The organism is Labrys sp. E2SS-1L, from assembly GCF_057073705.1.
Genome location: NZ_CP172712.1, coordinates 571,829 through 588,057, shown reverse-complemented (window position 1 = coordinate 588,057; position 16,229 = coordinate 571,829). Strand labels below are relative to the sequence as shown.

Here is a 16,229-nt window from a genome sequence, read left to right as displayed (position 1 = left end):
CAGGATCTACGCCTTGACCACCTTCGCCATGTCGGCGCCGGCCTTGGCGCAGGCGTTGCGGGTGTCGACCACCAGCCGTGCCGCGCTGGCGACCAGGGCATAGTCGATGCCGTCATGGTCGGTGGCGACCAGCACGGCATCGTAGCCGGCGAGCGTCTCGGCCGTCAGCGCCACCGAGCGGCGGCCGGCAAGGGCGGCATGCTCGCGTGTCTTGGGGATTACCTGGGCATGGGGATCGTGGAAATCGGTCTGTGCCCCGCGCTCTTCCAGGATCTCGATCAGCTTGAAGGAGGCGCTCTCCCTGACGTCGTCGACATTCTTCTTGTAGGCGATGCCGATCAGCAGGACGCGGGCGCCGTTGAGGCCGCGCTTGAAGCGCTTGTCGAGGGCTTCCGCGAGGCGGTCGACGACATGGCGCGGCATGGCGGTGTTGATCTGGCCGGCGAGCTCGATGAAGCGCGTGGCGATGTCGAATTCCCGCGCCTTCCAGGTCAGATAGAAGGGGTCGATCGGGATGCAGTGTCCGCCGAGCCCCGGGCCGGGATAGAAGGGCATGTAGCCGAAAGGCTTGGTCTTGGCGGCCTCGATGATCTCCCAGACGTCGAGCCCCATGGCGTCGTAGATCACCTTCAATTCGTTGACGAGGGCGATGTTCACCGAGCGGAAGATGTTCTCGGTGAGCTTGACCGCCTCCGCCGCCGCCGGCGAGGAGACCGGCACGGTGGCGCTCACGAAGGCGTCGTAGAGGGCCTTGGCCAAGGCGAGTGCATCGGCACCGTCGCCGCCGACGACCTTGGGAATGTTCTGGGTGCCGTAAACCGGATTGCCAGGATCCTCGCGCTCGGGCGAGAAGGCGAGGAAGAAATCCTGGCCGCAGACGAGGCCGGCAGCCTCCAGCACCGGCTTCATCAGTTCCTCGGTGGTGCCGGGCCAGGTCGAAGATTCAAGGATGACGAGCTGGCCGCGCCGAAGCCTGGCCGCGATCGAGGCGGTCGAGTTGGCGACATAGGACATGTCGGGCTCGCGCTGGCGCGTCAGCGGCGTCGGCACGCAGATCAGGATGGCGTCGGGCTCGTCGAGCCGGGTGAAGTCTGCGGTAGCCTCGAACAGCCCCTTGGCGATGGCCTCGCGGATCGGTGCGTTGGAGATGTGCTTGATCAGCCCGTCGCCCTCGTTGAGGGCAGCCACGCGCCTGAGATCGATGTCGAAACCCAGCACTTTGAAGCCTGCGCCGGCGATGGCGATGGCGAGCGGCAGGCCGACATAGCCGAGACCAATGATGCCGATTACGGCCTGTCGGGCTTGGATGCGGGCGAGGAGAGCGGAAGCGAGCGGGGACTGCATGTCCTGCATATCCGCCAGGGCGGGGCGGAAGGCAAGCGGGCGTTGCACGCCTGCACGGTTCGAGTGCCACCGCAACGAGCGCGATGGCTTTTGAGGTCGAAGCGGCTTGCCAAGCGGAGGAGCCATAGGTAATGTTATGTTATAACATTACCTATGGAGTCATGATGGAGATCGAAGACAAGAGGCTGCCGGTGACCGTGCTGTCGGGGTTCCTGGGGGCAGGCAAGACCACTCTCCTGAACCATGTCCTCAACAACCGGGAGGGAAGACGGGTTGCGGTGATCGTCAACGACATGAGCGAGGTCAACATCGATGCCGATCTCGTGCGCGACGGCGGCAGCGGCCTGTCGCGGACCGACGAGAAGCTGGTGGAGATGACCAATGGCTGCATCTGCTGCACCTTGCGCGACGATCTCCTCTCCGAGGTCCGCCGCCTGAGCGAGGAAGGCCGCTTCGACTATCTCCTGATCGAGGGCACCGGCATTGCCGAGCCGCTGCCGATCGCCAGCACCTTTTCCTTTCGGGACGAGGCGGGCGAGAGCCTGTCGGACGTCGCGCGCCTCGACACCATGGTCACGGTCGTCGACGCAGCGAACCTGCTGGCCGACTACGGCTCCAACGACTTCCTGCGCGATCGCGGCGAGACGGCGGGTGCGGGGGACGAGCGCACTATCGTCGATCTCCTGGTCGAGCAGATCGAGTTTGCCGATGTCGTGGTGATCAACAAGGCCTCTCAGGTCCCGGCCGAGCGGCTGGCGCTGGTGCGCAAGGTCGTGCAGGCCCTCAATGCCGACGCGCGCATCGTGGAGACTGATTTCGGCAAGGTCGCGCTGGAGGCGGTGCTCGATACCGGCCTGTTCGACGAGGAGAAGGCGCAGCGCCACCCGCTCTGGTACAAGGAGCTCTACGGCTTCGCCGAGCACGTGCCCGAGACCGAGGAATATGGCATCCAGAGCTTCGTCTATCGCGCGCGGCGGCCTTTCGATCCCGACAAGTTCAACGCCTTCGTCGAACGCACCTGGCCAGGGCTGATCCGGGCCAAGGGCCATTTCTGGCTGGCGACGCGGCCCGACTGGGTGGGCGAATTCTCGCTGGCCGGGGCCATCGCCCGCGTGAGCGCGATGGGGCATTGGTGGGCCGCCATCCCGCGGCGGCATTGGCCCGATCACCCCGATTGGTGGCGCATCCTCGAGCGCAACTGGGACGACGTCTGGGGCGACCGGCGCCAGGAGCTGGTCTTCATCGGCACCAGCCTGGACGAGGCCGCGATCCGCAAGGCCCTGGACGATTGCCTTGTGCAGCCTGCCGGCGGGAGCCGCTTCGACCTGAAGGCCTATCGCCATCTCAGCGATCCCTTCCCGGTCTGGGAGGCGGCCTGAGGCTGTGCGGAACCGAAGGCCAGGGATGGCCAGCTCCGGTTCCTCAGGCGATGGCGATCCATCCGGTCACGACGATGAGGATCACGGTGACCATGCAGCCGGCGATATAGAGAACGGTTCGCACACTGCCGCCCTTTGCCGCGTTGCCGCCGCGCAGGTAGATCGCCACATGGGCCACCCGGACCAGGACGTAGAGCCACACCAGGGTCGCGAGCAGGGTCGGCCCCACACCTACCATCATCGCCAGCACGGCTGGTACGACGAAGGGGGCCAGCGCCTCCACCGAATTCAGATGTGCACGGTCGATGCGGTAGAGCGGGTTTTCGTCGGCGGCGGGAAGTATCGGGCCGGAGAGCACGCCGGCCCGGCCCTTGGAGTATCCCGAGTTGATGGCCAAGGCGATCGAGGTCAGGCAGAGTGCGAGCACCCCGATGATGCTGAAAGTGTAGGCTGCCATGTGATCTCCACGGGTTCGAGCCACGGTGAGGTCGGAATGGAGGCCGAGCGGAGCGGATTCTACGACGGCCGCTCAACCGCGAAGGTGGTCTCGCGCCTGCATGAGCGCGAATCCGAGCAGATTCTCGCCGCGCCAGAGAAGCGGATTGCCCGCCCGCTCATCATCGCCGGCGAGGCCGATGCCCCACACCCTGTCGACTGGACTTACCTCGACGAGGACGGCCTCGCCGGTCGACAGCAGAAATTCCTTTAGCGCTGGATTCTGGCCGAATTTGTGGATGCTGCCCTCCGTTACGATGCGATATTTTTGCGCATCCCAGTGCGAGGACTCTAAGCCCTTCACCCCGCGGCCGAGTTGCTTTGCCTGCTTCGGGCTGGCCGCTGTGAGGATCTCTGAAAGGCTCTGTTCATCGCCGAAGAGCCTGGCCTTCCCAGCCATCATCCAGTGCTCGGCGGTGGGATAGCGAACCCCCGCCACGTCGAAGGAGGCAGGCCACCACTGGCTGAAGCAGGAGGTGGTGATCCGGCCGTCCTTGGCGGGCTGATGCCCCCAGAAGAACACGAACTTCAAACGGGCCTTGGCTCGAAACGCCTCTTCGAGGCGAGAGCGGTAATATGTCATCGGCGCATGCCTCAATGATAGGGATCGGCCGCATCCCTGAGGCCGTCGCCGAAGAAGTTGAAGGCGAGCACGACCAGCATCACCGGGATCATCGGGATCAGCAGCCAGGGATAGAGGTTGATGGCGCCGAGATTCTGGGCGGAGTTGAGCAGGACGCCCCAACTCACCACGGGTGGGCGCAGGCCGAGCCCGAGGAAGGACAGCGCCGTTTCGCCCAGGATCATCGCCGGGATCGACAGGGTGGCGCTGGCGATCAGGTGGCTCATGAAATTGGGCAGGAGGTGGCGGCCGATGATGCGGGCCCGCGAGGCTCCCATCATCTCGGCGGCATGCACGAAATCCTCGTTGCGCAGCGATTTCACCTTCGAGCGCACTGCCAGCGCCAGGCCTGGCCAGTCGAGCAGGCCGAGAATGATGGTGATGCCGAGAAAGACGATCACCGGGCTCCAATTGGCCGGCAGGGCGGCCGACAGAGCGAGCCAGAGCGGCAGTTCCGGCAGCGAGCGGAGCACCTCGATCAGGCGCATCACCAGGGCGTCGACGATGCCGCCGATATAGCCGGCAAGCCCGCCCAGGGTCAGGCCGATCGTGAAGGAGACCGCGATGCCGATCAGACCCACGGTGAGGGAGATGCGGGCGCCATAGATGATGCGCGAGAGCATGTCACGGCCGAGCCGGTCCGTCCCGAGCAGGAAGGCGGTGCCGTTTTCGGGCGGGCAGACCATATGGAAATTGCCCTCGAACAAGCCCCACATCTTGTAGCGTTCGCCGCTGCAGAAGAAACGCAGCGCCTGGGGCTTGGTCTTGTCGACCTGGTAGATGCCCGGGAATTGCGGGCTCTCGATGTCGCGGATGGCGAAGTTCACAGGATAGACGAAGGGGCCGACGAACTGCCCGTCGTGAAACAGATGCACGCTCTGCGGCGGCGTATAGAGATAGTCGGCGTTGCGCTGGTTCAGGGAATAGGGGGCGATGACCTCCACGAAAGGCAGTGACAGATAGACCAGCGCCAGGAAGATGCCGGCGAACAAAGCCGGCCGGTTACGCCTGAACTTCCACCAGATCAGCGTGGCGGAGGATGCGCGGTAGAAGCGCTCCTCCTCGGCCGTCATCTTCTTGGCGACATAGGGGTCGAAGGGAGCCGGATTGACGTAATGGGGCGATCGCAACTCGGTCATTACAGTCCTATTTGCCGGTGCCGATACGGATGCGCGGATCGAGCACGGCGAGGGCGAGATCCGCGATGAACATGCCGACCACCGTGAGGAAGGCAACGAAGAGCAGGATGAAACCCGCCAGATACTGGTCCTGGATGCGCAGGGCCTGCACCAGGATCGGGCCGATCGTGGGCAGGCTCAGCACGATCGAAACGATGGCCGAGCCCGAGACGATGCTGGGCAGGAGATTGCCGATATCGGCCACGAAGGGATTGAGGGCGATGCGGAAGGGATATTTCAGGAGAGCCCGGCCCGGTGCAAGTCCCTTGGCTTTGGCCGTGACCGTATATTGCTTGGCGAGTTCGTCGAGCAGGTTGGCACGCAGCCGCCTTATCATGCCCGCGGTGCCGGCCAGGCCGATCACCACCACCGGCACGATCATATGGCTGAGGAAGGAGCCGAGCTTGCCGAACGACCAGGGTGCATCGGTATAGTCGGGCCCGAACATGCCGCCGATCGAGATGCCGAACCAGCGGTTGAGATAGAACAGCAGCGCGAGGGCGAGCAGGAAGCTGGGCGTCGCCAGGCCGATATAGCCCAGGAACGTCACCAGATGGGCGCCGACGGAATTGCGGCGGGTGGCCGAATAGATGGCGATCGGGATGGCGACGAGGTGGATAAAGACGATCACCGCCAGGTTGAGCAGGACGGTCAGCAGCAGGGCGTCGCCCACCACCACCTTCACGGGCTGCTCATATTCGAACGACCAGCCCCAATGGCCCTGCAGCAGACCCTTGAAACCGTCGGGGCCAGGCAGCACGCCGAGCCAGGTGGCGTATTGGTGGAGCAGCGGCTTGTCGAGGCCGTATTGCGCCCGCATTGCCTCCGCCTTGGCGATGCTGGCCGCCTCGCCCTGGGCCCTGAGCTCGTTGATCTTGTTGGTCAGGAAGTCGCCGGGCGGCAGCTTGATCACGATGAAGATCAGAAGCGAGATCAGCAGCAGCGTCACCACCATGGTGGCGAAGCGGCGTAGCACGTAGCGCATCATGGCGTATTCCCCGTCACGACGATGTTGTCGTAGTAGAATTCATCGACGCGATAGACACCGATCAGTGCTGTCGGCTCCCAGGAAAACACAGCCTTCTTGGGGATGTTGCGGATGGCCTTGTTGACGACGATGGGCTTGAGCGCGCCCTGCACGGTGCCGATGCTGAACTGCTGGTCGGCATGAAGGGCGAGCATGTCGCGCCAGACGGCGGCTTGGGCGTTCAGTGTGGTTGCATTCATCCACTGTTCCCACAGGGACATCAACTCGACCGCTTCGGGCATGTCGGGTTTTTCACCCGCCATGCCGCCGGTTTCGGCATATTGGCCCCATTTGGGCCAGGAGTAATTGTCCTGGCGCAACGGAGCCAGGCCGTTGGGCGGCATCAGCGCGGTCGGGATGGCGTTCTCCAGGCCTTCGCTCGCCACCATCAGGGTGACGCCCGAAAAGGAGCGTTTGGCAAGGTCGTTGCTGTCCTCAGCCTTCACCACCACCTTGAGACCGACATCCTGCCAGAACTCGCTGGTGATCTCGAGCGCATCGGCGATGTCGCGCGCGGTGCCGGCGACCTCGACGATCAGTTCCGCTTCCCGCCCGTCCGGCAGCAGGCGGAAGCCGGCGGCGTTGCGCTTGTTGAGGCCGGCCTCGTCCAGCAGCTTCTTGGCGAGCGCGGGGTCATAGGTGGCCCAGCGCTTGCGGTCGTCCTCGCTGTAGAGCGCGCTTTCCGGCATCACCGTGTTGTTGCCTTCGATGCCGAGCCGGAACCATAGGGAATTGTTGAGCGTGTGCCGGTCGATGGCCAGAGACAGGGCGCGGCGGAAGCGCACGTCCCTCATCACGGCGCGCCAGATCGGGTCGTTGCAGGTGAGGTTGGGAAACAAGGCGAAGGCGGAGCCGCGTGCAATCGGCCAGGCCAGCGTGCGATAGGCGTGGCTGGCCTCGCCTTCCTTGAGCGTGGGAATGTCGCTGGTGCTCAGTCCCCAGGCCAGCAGATCGACCTCGCCCGCATTGGCCTTGGCGGCGAACAGTCCGCCGGACGAGATCGAGACCACGATGCGGTCGATATAGGGAAGCTGCCGCCCGCGAGGATCGACCCGGTGGAAATAGGGATTGCGCTCGAACACATATTGCTGGGCCGGCGCCTTGGTCACCACATGCCAGGGATCGAGCGTCGGCATGTCCGGGTTCGAGTTCTCATAGGGATCGTCGAGCTTGTTGTAGAGCGCAGCCCAGGACATCATCTGCCGGTCCGCGGCCATCTGGGCGAGCTTGTCCGCATCCCCATACTTCTTGTGGAACTGCTTGAGATAGTGAGCCGGCGAATAGATCCAGATCGGTCGTGGTCCCGCCAGCGACGGCAGGAAGCCCGGATTGGGCTTGGACCAGCTGTAGCGGATATGGGTGGCGTCGAGCACCTCCACCTTCGGCTTCTCGCCGTCGACCAGCATGAAGGCGGGCGGACCGGTGGGATTGAGCTTCGAATTGAGGGCGACATCCTCCCAGTAGAAGCGGAAATCCTCGGTGGTGAAGGGCGCGCCGTCCGACCAGCGGTGGCCTTCGCGCAAGGTGAAGGTGAAGACCTTGTCGTCCTGGCTGTCGACGGCCTGCAGGATGTCCGGCTCGAGGTTGAGATGCTCGTCATAGCCGACGAGGCGGGTATAGCCGATGACGTTGATGTAGCGCAGGTCCCGGGCTTTGGACGCCAGGGTGCGGATCTCGCCGCCATAATCACCCAGGCTGCGGTTGCGGGCCAGCATGTCGGCCACCAACGGCACCTTCGGCATGCGATCGAGCAGCGGCGGCAGGTCGCCGCTGGCGATCTTGGCGACCAGGGAAGGCGGTTCGGCGGGAGCCGGCGGCGGATCCGCGATGGCAGGACCCGCCAGGAAGAAGGCGAGGCCGAGAGCGGCTGCAAAGTGCTTGAGGACGGTGTTCACGCCGCTTCTCCCCTGCGCTGGTCGGCCGCGTCGGCGCCGAGGCGGACGAAATGGCGGGGCTCCACCTCCACCATGATGGGCGGCGGGGCGTTCGGAAGGATGGCGAAGGGGGCCGGCCATTTCTCGGGCTGGGAGGCATTGCCGGTCTTCAGCTTGGCGAAGTCGAGCGGGTTGGCGAGGTCGACGTCCGGAATGGCCTGCAGCAGGGCCTTGGTATAGGGATGCTGGGGCGAACGGAACAGCACCTCGCGCGGCGCCTGTTCCACGATATGCCCGCGGCACATCACGGCGATGTCGCGGGCCATGTATTCGACCACCGCCAGGTTGTGGGACACGAACAGATAGGAGACGCCGAGCGCGGCCTGCAGGTCCTTGAGCAGATTGAGGATCTGGGCCTGGACCGAGACGTCGAGGGCCGAGGTCGGCTCGTCGCACAGGATCACCTTGGGCTCCAGCGCCAGGGCGCGGGCAAGGCCGATGCGCTGGCGCTGGCCGCCCGAGAAGGAATGCGGGTAGCGACGCATATATTGCGGTTCGAGCCCGACCAGTTCGAGCAGGGACTTGACCCGCTCATGCCGTTCGTCGGCGGTACCGATGCTGTGGATCCGCAGGGGTTCGGACAGGATGTCGAACACCGTCATGCGTGGATTGAGGCTGGAGAACGGGTCCTGGAACACGAATTGGACCGAGCGGCGATAGGCCTTGAGCGCCTCGCCTTCCAGCGTGAACACGTCACGCGGGCCGCTGCCGTCGTCGAAGCGGACCTCGCCGCTGTCCGGTGCGCTGCCGGGTGCGCGCATGATCATGCGCGACAGGGTGGTCTTGCCCGAGCCGGATTCGCCGACGAGGCCCAAGGTGGTGCCGCGTTCGAGCGAGAGCGAGACATTGGTCAGCGCCTGGATCGTCTCCGCACGGCCCGACCACATGCCCGATCGCATCGTGAAGGTCTTGGAGACATTCTCGACCTGGAGGACCGGGCCGCTGCCCGCAGTGGCCGGAGCAGGTACGGCGGCCCCGCGCGGCGGCACGGCGATTTCCCGCAGGGGCTTCAGCCTTTCGCCCGGCTTCATGTTGAAATGAGGCACGGCCCGCATCAGGGCCTTGAGGTAGTCGTGCTCCGGATGCTGGAAGATGGCATCGCGGCCGCCGAGTTCCATCACCTCGCCGCGATACATCACCACGACCTCGTCGGCCATGTTGGCGACCACGCCGAGATCATGGGTGATGAAGATCACCGCCATGCTCTGGTTCACGGCGCTCTTGGCGTCCTGGATTTCCTTGATGAGGGCGAGGATCTGCGCCTGGGTGGTGACGTCGAGCGCGGTGGTCGGCTCATCCGCGACCAGCAGGGCCGGCCGGCAGATCAGGGCCATGGCGATCATGGCGCGCTGGCGCATACCCCCCGACAGCTCGAAGGGATAGGTGGTGAGCATGCGCTTGGGATTGCGGAAATGGATCTTGGCGAAGAGATCGAGCGCCCGCTCATTCGCCTCGCGCCGGGAGCAGCCCGTATGCACGATCAGCGCCTCGGTGACCTGGTCCCCGATGGTGTGCACCGGCGACAGCGAGGTCATCGGCTCCTGGAAGATCATGGCGATACGCCCGCCCCGGATGGCGCGCATTTCGGGCCCGTTCGGATTGAGCTTGACGAGATCCGTCGTCGTGCCAGTGGCAGGATCGCGAAACTGGCAGCTGCCGCCGGTGACCCGCGCCGTCTTGGAAAGCAGGCCCATGATGGCCTGAGCCGTCACCGACTTACCGGATCCGGACTCGCCCACCACCGCCAGCGTCTGCCCTTCGAAGACGTCGAAAGACACGTTCTTCACCGCATGGACCAGGCCGGTGTCGCCCTGGAAGTCTACGCTGAGGTCGCGCACGCTCAGCAACGGCTGGTTGATCATCCCCGCTCCGCAGTCTCTCCGATGCCCGTTTTCCGGTGCTTGTCGGTTGCCAGACTATTCCCACGCGCAATCGCGCGCCACTGCTATCTGGCGTGTGTATCGTTTTTCGATCCAGCGTTTCATGCAAATAACGCATGTGCCGGCAGGAAACGTATATTCGCGTGATTCTTGAGCCTCTCGAACAACCGTTCCAGAAAGCTCCAAATCCAGGCATCGTGTACGAGGTGATGCGTGAGTATGCCCAAGGGTTCGTCATGTTCAAGGGCATTGATGAACTGTGACAATACCTGAGCAGGCTCCACGAGGCCGCCACCTTGTTTCCAGGCGATCGGATCGATGTGAATATTGATGGCGGTAAGATCATGCAGCCGAGCGGCAGGCCGTGGGCCGGCGACGGACAGGCCGCGAAAGCCGAGAGCGGCGAGACCGCCGATCAGGGCCGGATCGATCCGGTTCCAGGGCGGCACCAGGACGGGCAGGCAGCATGCGCCGAAGCGGGAGCGCAACGTCGAGAGGCCCTGGCCGAGCTCCGCCAATATCTCGGCGGCAGGGCGATGGCCGAGTTCCTGCTTCTTGGCGCCGGGCGGGGCGTGATTGGCATGGGCATAGCCATGCACGAGAATGTCGACCTGCCGTTCTTCGGCGATCGCTTCGGCCAGGCTCGGCGAGACGGTGGCGGGGATGGCGGCCAGCGAAAGCGGCAGGTCGTGGCGATGCGCCAGGGCAAGCAGGCGGTCGAGCGCCGGCGTGGCGGCTACCGCATCATCGTCGCGCCACCACAGGCGGACTTCGCGGCGGGCGGCCAGGGCCTCGTCGAGATGGGTCCAGGCCCCAGCCAGGTCTTCGGCCCGCTGCGCTGCCGCTTCCACGGCCCTGACGCTGCCGGCGATGCCGTCCAGCGCAAGGACCGGTGCTTCGCCCGGTGGACGCGCCAGGGCCGTTTCGACGGCTGCCGCCAGGGTGGGGCCGGAGAGATCGGCCTCGCGGACGATGCCGGCGAGGCCGAGGGCGTGGAAGCACTCGGCGCGCAGGCGCTGTTCGGCTTCCTTGCCCTGCTCGAAGGGGACGACCACTGCCGGCACGCCCGCAAGGGCGAGGTCGATCATGGTGTTGTAGCCCGCCTGGCTCACCGAGGCGGCGGCGCCCGCCAGCAAGGCGGGAAAGTCCGGCCTGGCCCGCTCGACGGTGACCTGGGGTCCGGCACTGGCCATGAGTGCCTCGAAATCAGCCGCCGCGACACCGTGCCCGACCAGCAGGCGCCAGTGCGCGGGCGTGTCGGCAAGCGCTGCAGCCTGAATGGCGGCGCGGTAGAGCGGCAGGCTGGCCGCACTGCCGCCGCCCGAAACCAGAATTTCGCCTGAGGACGCGGCTTCGACGGATGCGGCCGTGTCGGCGATGTAGCCGGTATAGGTCAGGATGCGCTCCAGCCCCGGGCTGGTCGGCCAAGAGGCCGAAAGCGGCGTGACCACGGCATCGCCATGCACCAGGACGCCGTCATAGAAGCGCGCGAGGACGGCCTCCGCCTCCTCCGCCCGGCTCGGCTTGGCCGGCGGGTTGAGGATGTCGCGGATGGAAGCGAGGATGGCCACCGGCCTGGCTCGATTGCGCGCGGCCTCGACCAAAGCACGGAATTCGGCGGCGAGCTGGCGCCGGCCGAAGGGGTAGGTTTCGGTCACGACCACGTCGGGATCGGCAGAGGTGAGCGCTGCCAGGATGGCCTCGACGCGAGCTTGCCGGACATCGTCCCCGATCTCCTGGCCATCCGCGCCAAGCAGCGTGCGGAAATCGACGCCGACGCAATGCACGGGCGGCAATTGTACGAAGGATGCCCCCTCGACCCGGATCAGGGGAGCTGGCCGGCCGCCGCTGACCAGGGTGACGCGATGGCCGGCCGCGACCAGACCGCGCGCCAGGGCGGCCGCACGGGCGAGATGGCCGACGCCGAGCAGGTGGGTGACGAGGATGAGGACGGAGCGGCTCATGCGGCGGGCTTTTCCGGTTGGATCAAGGGCAGCAAGGCCTCGCGCAGTCGGCGAGAGGCGGAGGCGAGCGAGCGCTCCTGCCGGGCGAAGGCGAGGGCTTGGCCGGAGAAGCGCTGCCGCAGGGCAGTATCGCGCATCAGGCCGGCGAGGGAGTGGCCGAAATCGGCGGCGTCACCGGGCCTGGCCAGCAGGCCGGTCTGCCCGTCCAGTACTACCGAGCCGACGCCACCGAACTTGCCGGCGACGGAGGGGCAGCCCTGCAGCGCCGCCTCCAGGAAAACCATGCCGAAGGCCTCGTTCACCGCCGGCCAGGCGAGCAGATTGGCCTGCGCATAGAAACCGGCCAGCCTGGTACGATCGTCGATGCGGCCATGCAGGGTGACGTATTGGCCGAAGGGAGCGAACAGGGCCTCCACCCGGGGCCGGGCGGGGCCATCCCCGACGATGTCGAGATGCCAGGGAAGGTCGGCGTCGAGCCTGGCCAGTGCCGCTGCCAGGATTTCATAAGACGCCAGCTTGTCGGGTTCGCGCATCATGGCGACGGTGAGAAGGCGGCAGACAGACGACGGCGCGCCGGGTTCGGGGCGGTCTCGTTCCATGAGCGGCCAGCCGGCGGCATCGATGAAGGGCGGCAGGTCGACAAGGGCCTGGCCGACAGGCCTTGCCGCCTCCAGCATGGCCCGGTCGTTCGGATTGAGGATGAAAATGAGCGAGGCGGCGTCGAGGGCAGCTTCCGCCTGCGCATGACCCTTTGACCAGGCACCTTGGGCGCGCTTGGGCGCCCGTGACCCCTCGGCGATGACATAGGGAATGCCAAGGGCCCGGGTGATCGTCGGGCCGATAAGGTCCGGCGCCTTGTAATAGACGTGATAGGTGAACCACAGGGCCGGGCGTTCCTGTGGCTGCTCGCGATAGAGAGCAAGCAGGCGGGCCACCTCCGCCTGTGCCGGTTCTGAAAAATCCCGCCCGCCGGCGGGGTCCGCCGTCCGCAGCGTCGAGGCGATGCCGGTCTCGAAACCGGCGCCCTGCAGCGCAGCAAGAAAAAGGCGCGCCGTTTCCCGATCCCCCGACGGCACCGGGTGATCGGCTGGTTTGAGCGGGGCGTGGAAGGCGATCCGGGCCATGGGAAGCGGTGAACTGCTTGAGCGCTGTGGGAGGCCGTTCCCGCGGATGGAACAGACCCCTCCGCTTAGCCCGCGAATGTTGGCTGCACAATCCCCTGCCTTCTCCCGAGGGCTGGTGCCGGGACTATCGTTTGTCAGCGCTTTGGCGTGGTCGCAGTCTTCTCGTAGAAGAGTACCCGGTCGGCCGGCAGGAGCTGATCGAAATAATCGAAATCCCGAATATTGCTGGTGAGCACAGTCCAGCCATTCTCCACAGCCTGCAGATAGAGGCCTGCATCGTTGAGGAGAGATTGGTTCGCGCGATTGTCGACGCCAGACAAGCGGGCCACCAGGCCGGCCAGCATGCCTGCTTCACCGATTGCCGTATGGGAAGGGGACGAAAGTCGGTGACCCGGAATGCCCTCGATCGTGTACCGTATTTCGCGCAGGACGTTCCTGGTCGCCGGGTGCTTCGGGTCGAGGCGGCCGAACAGATGCGTCAATTCAGCCAAGCAGATCGTGGAGTGATTGATGATCCGCGCAGAAAGCAGATCGTCGACGCTCACTGGTGTATAGCCTTGCAGTATGTCGATATAAACGCAAACGCAACTGTCGATCAGCAATTCGGTGCCGGCCGAAATCGGTGTCATGACGCTCGGCAGGTCGGCAAGGGGCCGTCGCCGGATCGTACCGGCGACACGTTGGGGTTTGACGCGCCGAAGCGCGCGCGCCAGCTCAAAATTCAAGGTCGATGTCTTTCTCGATCCGACCCTTGCGGCGGACGAGCTTAGCCCCGAAATCATCCTCGAGCGCGACCCTGGCCAGGGCGTATTCCAACAGTTCAGTGTCGGATGCGATTCCCGATTTCTCCTTGGCCGCCGCCACGAGATCACGCTGCACCCGCCCGCCGATCCGGCCATTTTCGCCGCCGAGCAGCCCAAGCCGGCGCGCCGTATCAATCACCGACTGCCGCCTCGGGTTCTGGGGAAGTGTCGGGCTTTGATGGGACGATTTCAGCATTGGCGGCTCCTCGTTAGACAAAATAACAATTCTGTCTAACGAGTTCAATTGCAACCTGGCATCTTAGCGCGTGAAGCTCACCACATTGCCGGCATCGACGTTGAGGAAATTGCCGGTGGACTTGGCCGAGAGGTCCGAGGCGAAGAAGTAGACGGCCTCGGCGATGTCTTCGGGATAGACGGAGCGCTGCAGCAGGGAGCGCTTGCGGTAGAACTCCTCCAGATCGTCCTCGCCGATCTTGTTGGAGGCGGCGCGCTGCTGGCGCCATTCGCCCTGCCAGATCTTGGAGCCGCGCAGCACCGCGTCGGGGTTGACGACGTTGACGCGGATGCCGTGCGGCGCCCCTTCCAGGGCCATGCAGCGGGCGAGATGGATTTCCGCAGCCTTGGCGGTGCAATAGGCCGAGGCACCGGCCGAGGCGGAGACGCCGTTCTTGGAGGCGATGAACACCAGGGAGCCGCCATTGCCCTCGTTCTTCATCAGGCGATAGCCTTCGCGCGCCACCAGGAAATAGCCGGTGGCGAGGATGGAAATGTTGCGGTTCCACAGTTCCAGCGTGGTATCCTCGACCGAAGCGGCCGAGGAGATGCCGGCATTGTTGACCACGATGTCGATGCCGCCATAGCTGCGCGCGGTTTCCTCGAAGGCAGCGATCACGCTGGCCTCGTCAGTGACGTCCATCGCGATGCCACGCACCCTGTCCTTGCCGAACAGCTTGCCGAAATCGGCGACGGCCGCGTCGAGAGAGGCCTGGTCGATATCGGCCAGCACGGCATTGGCGCCTTCCTGCATCAGGCGGGCGGCAATCGCCCGGCCGATGCCGCCGGCGCCGCCGGTGACCAAAGCGGTGCGCCCGGCCAGGCCCTTGGGCTTGGGCATGCGCTGCAGCTTGGCCTCCTCGAGCAGCCAGTATTCGATGTTGAAGGCTTCCTGCTCGGGCAGGCCGACATAGGTGTCGACGCCGCTGGCCCCGCGCATCACATTGATGGCGTTGACGTAGAATTCGGCCGCGATGCGGGCCGTCGCCTTGTCGGCGGCGAAGGAGAGCATGCCTACGCCCGGCACCAGATAGATCACGGCGTTGGGATCGCGCATGGCCGGGGAATCGGCATGCTTGCAACGCTCGTAATAGGCGGCGTAATCGGCGCGATAGGCTTCGATCAGGCCGTCGAGCGAAGCGATGGTGGCCTCGATGTCGCCGGCGAAGGGGATCACCAGCGGGCGGATTTTGGTGCGCAGGAAATGGTCGGGACAGGAGGTGCCGAGCGGCGCGAGCTTGTCGAGCGCGTTCGAATTGACGAATTCCAGTACTTCGGGCGCATCGGTGAAATGGCCAGACTTGGCCTGGGCCTTGCCGATGCGGCCGCGGATTTCAGGCATCAGGCGGGTGGCGATGGCGGCCCGCTCGGCAGCGGGCAGGGACGTGGTCTTGCTGCCCTCGAAGGCCGGCTTGCTTGCCTTGGCTTCAAGCCAGTCGGCTGCCTTCTGGATGATGCGCAAGGTGAGCTGGTAGCAGGCCTTGGCATCGTCATCCCAGGTGAACAGGCCATGTCCGCCGAGCACCACGCCGGTGAGATGGGGATTCTCCGTGGCCAGTTTGGAGAGCTTGAGGCCGAGGTCGAAGCCGGGCCGCTGCCAGGGCAGGAAGCCGATCTCGCCGCCGAAGATCTCCTGGGTCAGCTTCTCGGCGTTCTTCGAGGCGGCGATGGCGATCACGGCGTCGGGATGGACATGGTCGACATGGATCTTCGGCACGAAGGCGTGCAGCGGCGTGTCGATGGAAGCCGCCCGCGGATTGAGGTCGAAGGTGCAGTGCGGCAGGTAGCCGACCATCTCGTCCTCATGCGTCAGGCCGCGATAGAGCCCCTTCAGCGCCTCGAGCTTGTCGAGATAGAGGGTCGAGAAGCCGTCGAGCTTCATCGAGCCGATGTCGCCGCCCGAGCCCTTGACCCAGAGCACGGTGACCTCCTGGCGCGTCAGCGGATCGGTCGCTTTGACCTTGGCCGAGGTGTTGCCGCCGCCGAAATTGGTGATGCGCAGGTCCGAACCCAGCAGATTGGAGCGATAGAGCAGCTTGCCTGGTTCATCGAGGGAATTTGCGACGGCGTCGTCCCAGAGGTCTGCGAGTCGTGCGGAGGCCATGGCATGCGTTTCCTGTGTCATTGTTGCTAGACCTTATGAATGCTGTCGCTCATGGTCAATCATTATCGCTCATGCGATGCGTAAAATTTGTCGTGCAGTGCAACAAATCGCTCATATCATTGACATGAATGAGCGGATGGA

The 16,229-nt window shown here is 65.0% G+C and carries 13 protein-coding genes; 1 reads left to right on the top strand and 12 read right to left on the bottom strand.

Annotated features, from left to right (window positions below):
• Nucleotides 1-6: 6 nt before the first annotated feature.
• Entirely contained in the window at nt 7-1,344 is a 1,338-nt protein-coding gene (locus ACIGJE_RS02680; RefSeq protein ID WP_483679273.1) for a nucleotide sugar dehydrogenase, read from the bottom strand.
• Between the two features lie 164 nt (nt 1,345-1,508).
• Between ACIGJE_RS02680 and zigA the strand changes: the two genes are divergently transcribed.
• A complete protein-coding gene (gene zigA, locus ACIGJE_RS02675) occupies nt 1,509-2,723 on the top strand; it encodes a zinc metallochaperone GTPase ZigA (protein WP_483680190.1) in 1,215 nt (404 codons plus the stop codon).
• A 43-nt stretch (nt 2,724-2,766) separates the two neighbouring features.
• Here zigA and ACIGJE_RS02670 read toward each other — a convergent pair whose 3' ends face one another.
• The 11 genes from ACIGJE_RS02670 to ACIGJE_RS02620 form a co-directional block, all read right to left on the bottom strand.
• The gene (locus tag ACIGJE_RS02670; RefSeq protein WP_367626200.1) at nt 2,767-3,180 is read right to left on the bottom strand and encodes an MAPEG family protein; all 414 of its coding nucleotides are present in this window, start codon (nt 3,178-3,180) and stop codon (nt 2,767-2,769) included.
• A gap of 72 nt (nt 3,181-3,252) precedes the next feature.
• Nucleotides 3,253-3,801, bottom strand: coding sequence for an NADAR family protein (locus ACIGJE_RS02665; protein ID WP_483679271.1), 549 nt, complete (start codon nt 3,799-3,801; stop codon nt 3,253-3,255).
• Nucleotides 3,802-3,812: 11 nt separating this feature from the next.
• Nucleotides 3,813-4,979 carry an ABC transporter permease gene (locus ACIGJE_RS02660; protein ID WP_483679269.1) on the bottom strand — a complete coding sequence of 389 codons (1,167 nt, stop codon included), beginning with the start codon at nt 4,977-4,979 and terminating at the stop codon, nt 3,813-3,815.
• Nucleotides 4,980-4,986: 7 nt separating this feature from the next.
• On the bottom strand, nt 4,987-6,006 hold the full coding sequence (locus tag ACIGJE_RS02655; RefSeq protein ID WP_311934556.1) for an ABC transporter permease: 1,020 nt from the start codon (nt 6,004-6,006) through the stop codon (nt 4,987-4,989).
• Nucleotides 6,003-7,940 (bottom strand): ABC transporter substrate-binding protein, encoded by a 1,938-nt coding sequence (locus tag ACIGJE_RS02650; RefSeq protein WP_483679267.1) that lies wholly within the window; start codon nt 7,938-7,940, stop codon nt 6,003-6,005. The genes ACIGJE_RS02655 and ACIGJE_RS02650 overlap by 4 nt, the downstream gene beginning before the upstream one ends.
• On the bottom strand, nt 7,937-9,841 hold the full coding sequence (locus ACIGJE_RS02645) for an ABC transporter ATP-binding protein (RefSeq protein WP_483679265.1): 1,905 nt from the start codon (nt 9,839-9,841) through the stop codon (nt 7,937-7,939). Before ACIGJE_RS02645 ends, ACIGJE_RS02650 begins: the two co-directional genes overlap by 4 nt.
• A gap of 119 nt (nt 9,842-9,960) precedes the next feature.
• Nucleotides 9,961-11,823: a glycosyltransferase gene (locus ACIGJE_RS02640; protein WP_483679263.1), complete on the bottom strand. Its 1,863-nt coding sequence runs from the start codon at nt 11,821-11,823 to the stop codon at nt 9,961-9,963.
• Entirely contained in the window at nt 11,820-12,947 is a 1,128-nt protein-coding gene (locus ACIGJE_RS02635) for a glycosyltransferase family 4 protein (protein ID WP_483679261.1), read from the bottom strand. Before ACIGJE_RS02635 ends, ACIGJE_RS02640 begins: the two co-directional genes overlap by 4 nt.
• Nucleotides 12,948-13,081: 134 nt before the next feature.
• Nucleotides 13,082-13,672, bottom strand: a complete 591-nt coding sequence (locus ACIGJE_RS02630; protein WP_483679259.1) for a type II toxin-antitoxin system VapC family toxin — start codon at nt 13,670-13,672, stop codon at nt 13,082-13,084.
• Nucleotides 13,662-13,946 carry a hypothetical protein gene (locus tag ACIGJE_RS02625; protein ID WP_311934562.1) on the bottom strand — a complete coding sequence of 95 codons (285 nt, stop codon included), beginning with the start codon at nt 13,944-13,946 and terminating at the stop codon, nt 13,662-13,664. The genes ACIGJE_RS02630 and ACIGJE_RS02625 overlap by 11 nt, the downstream gene beginning before the upstream one ends.
• A 63-nt stretch (nt 13,947-14,009) precedes the next feature.
• Complete coding sequence (locus ACIGJE_RS02620; protein ID WP_483679257.1) at nt 14,010-16,088, bottom strand: bifunctional rhamnulose-1-phosphate aldolase/short-chain dehydrogenase; 2,079 nt, start codon at nt 16,086-16,088, stop codon at nt 14,010-14,012.
• Nucleotides 16,089-16,229: the final 141 nt, after the last annotated feature.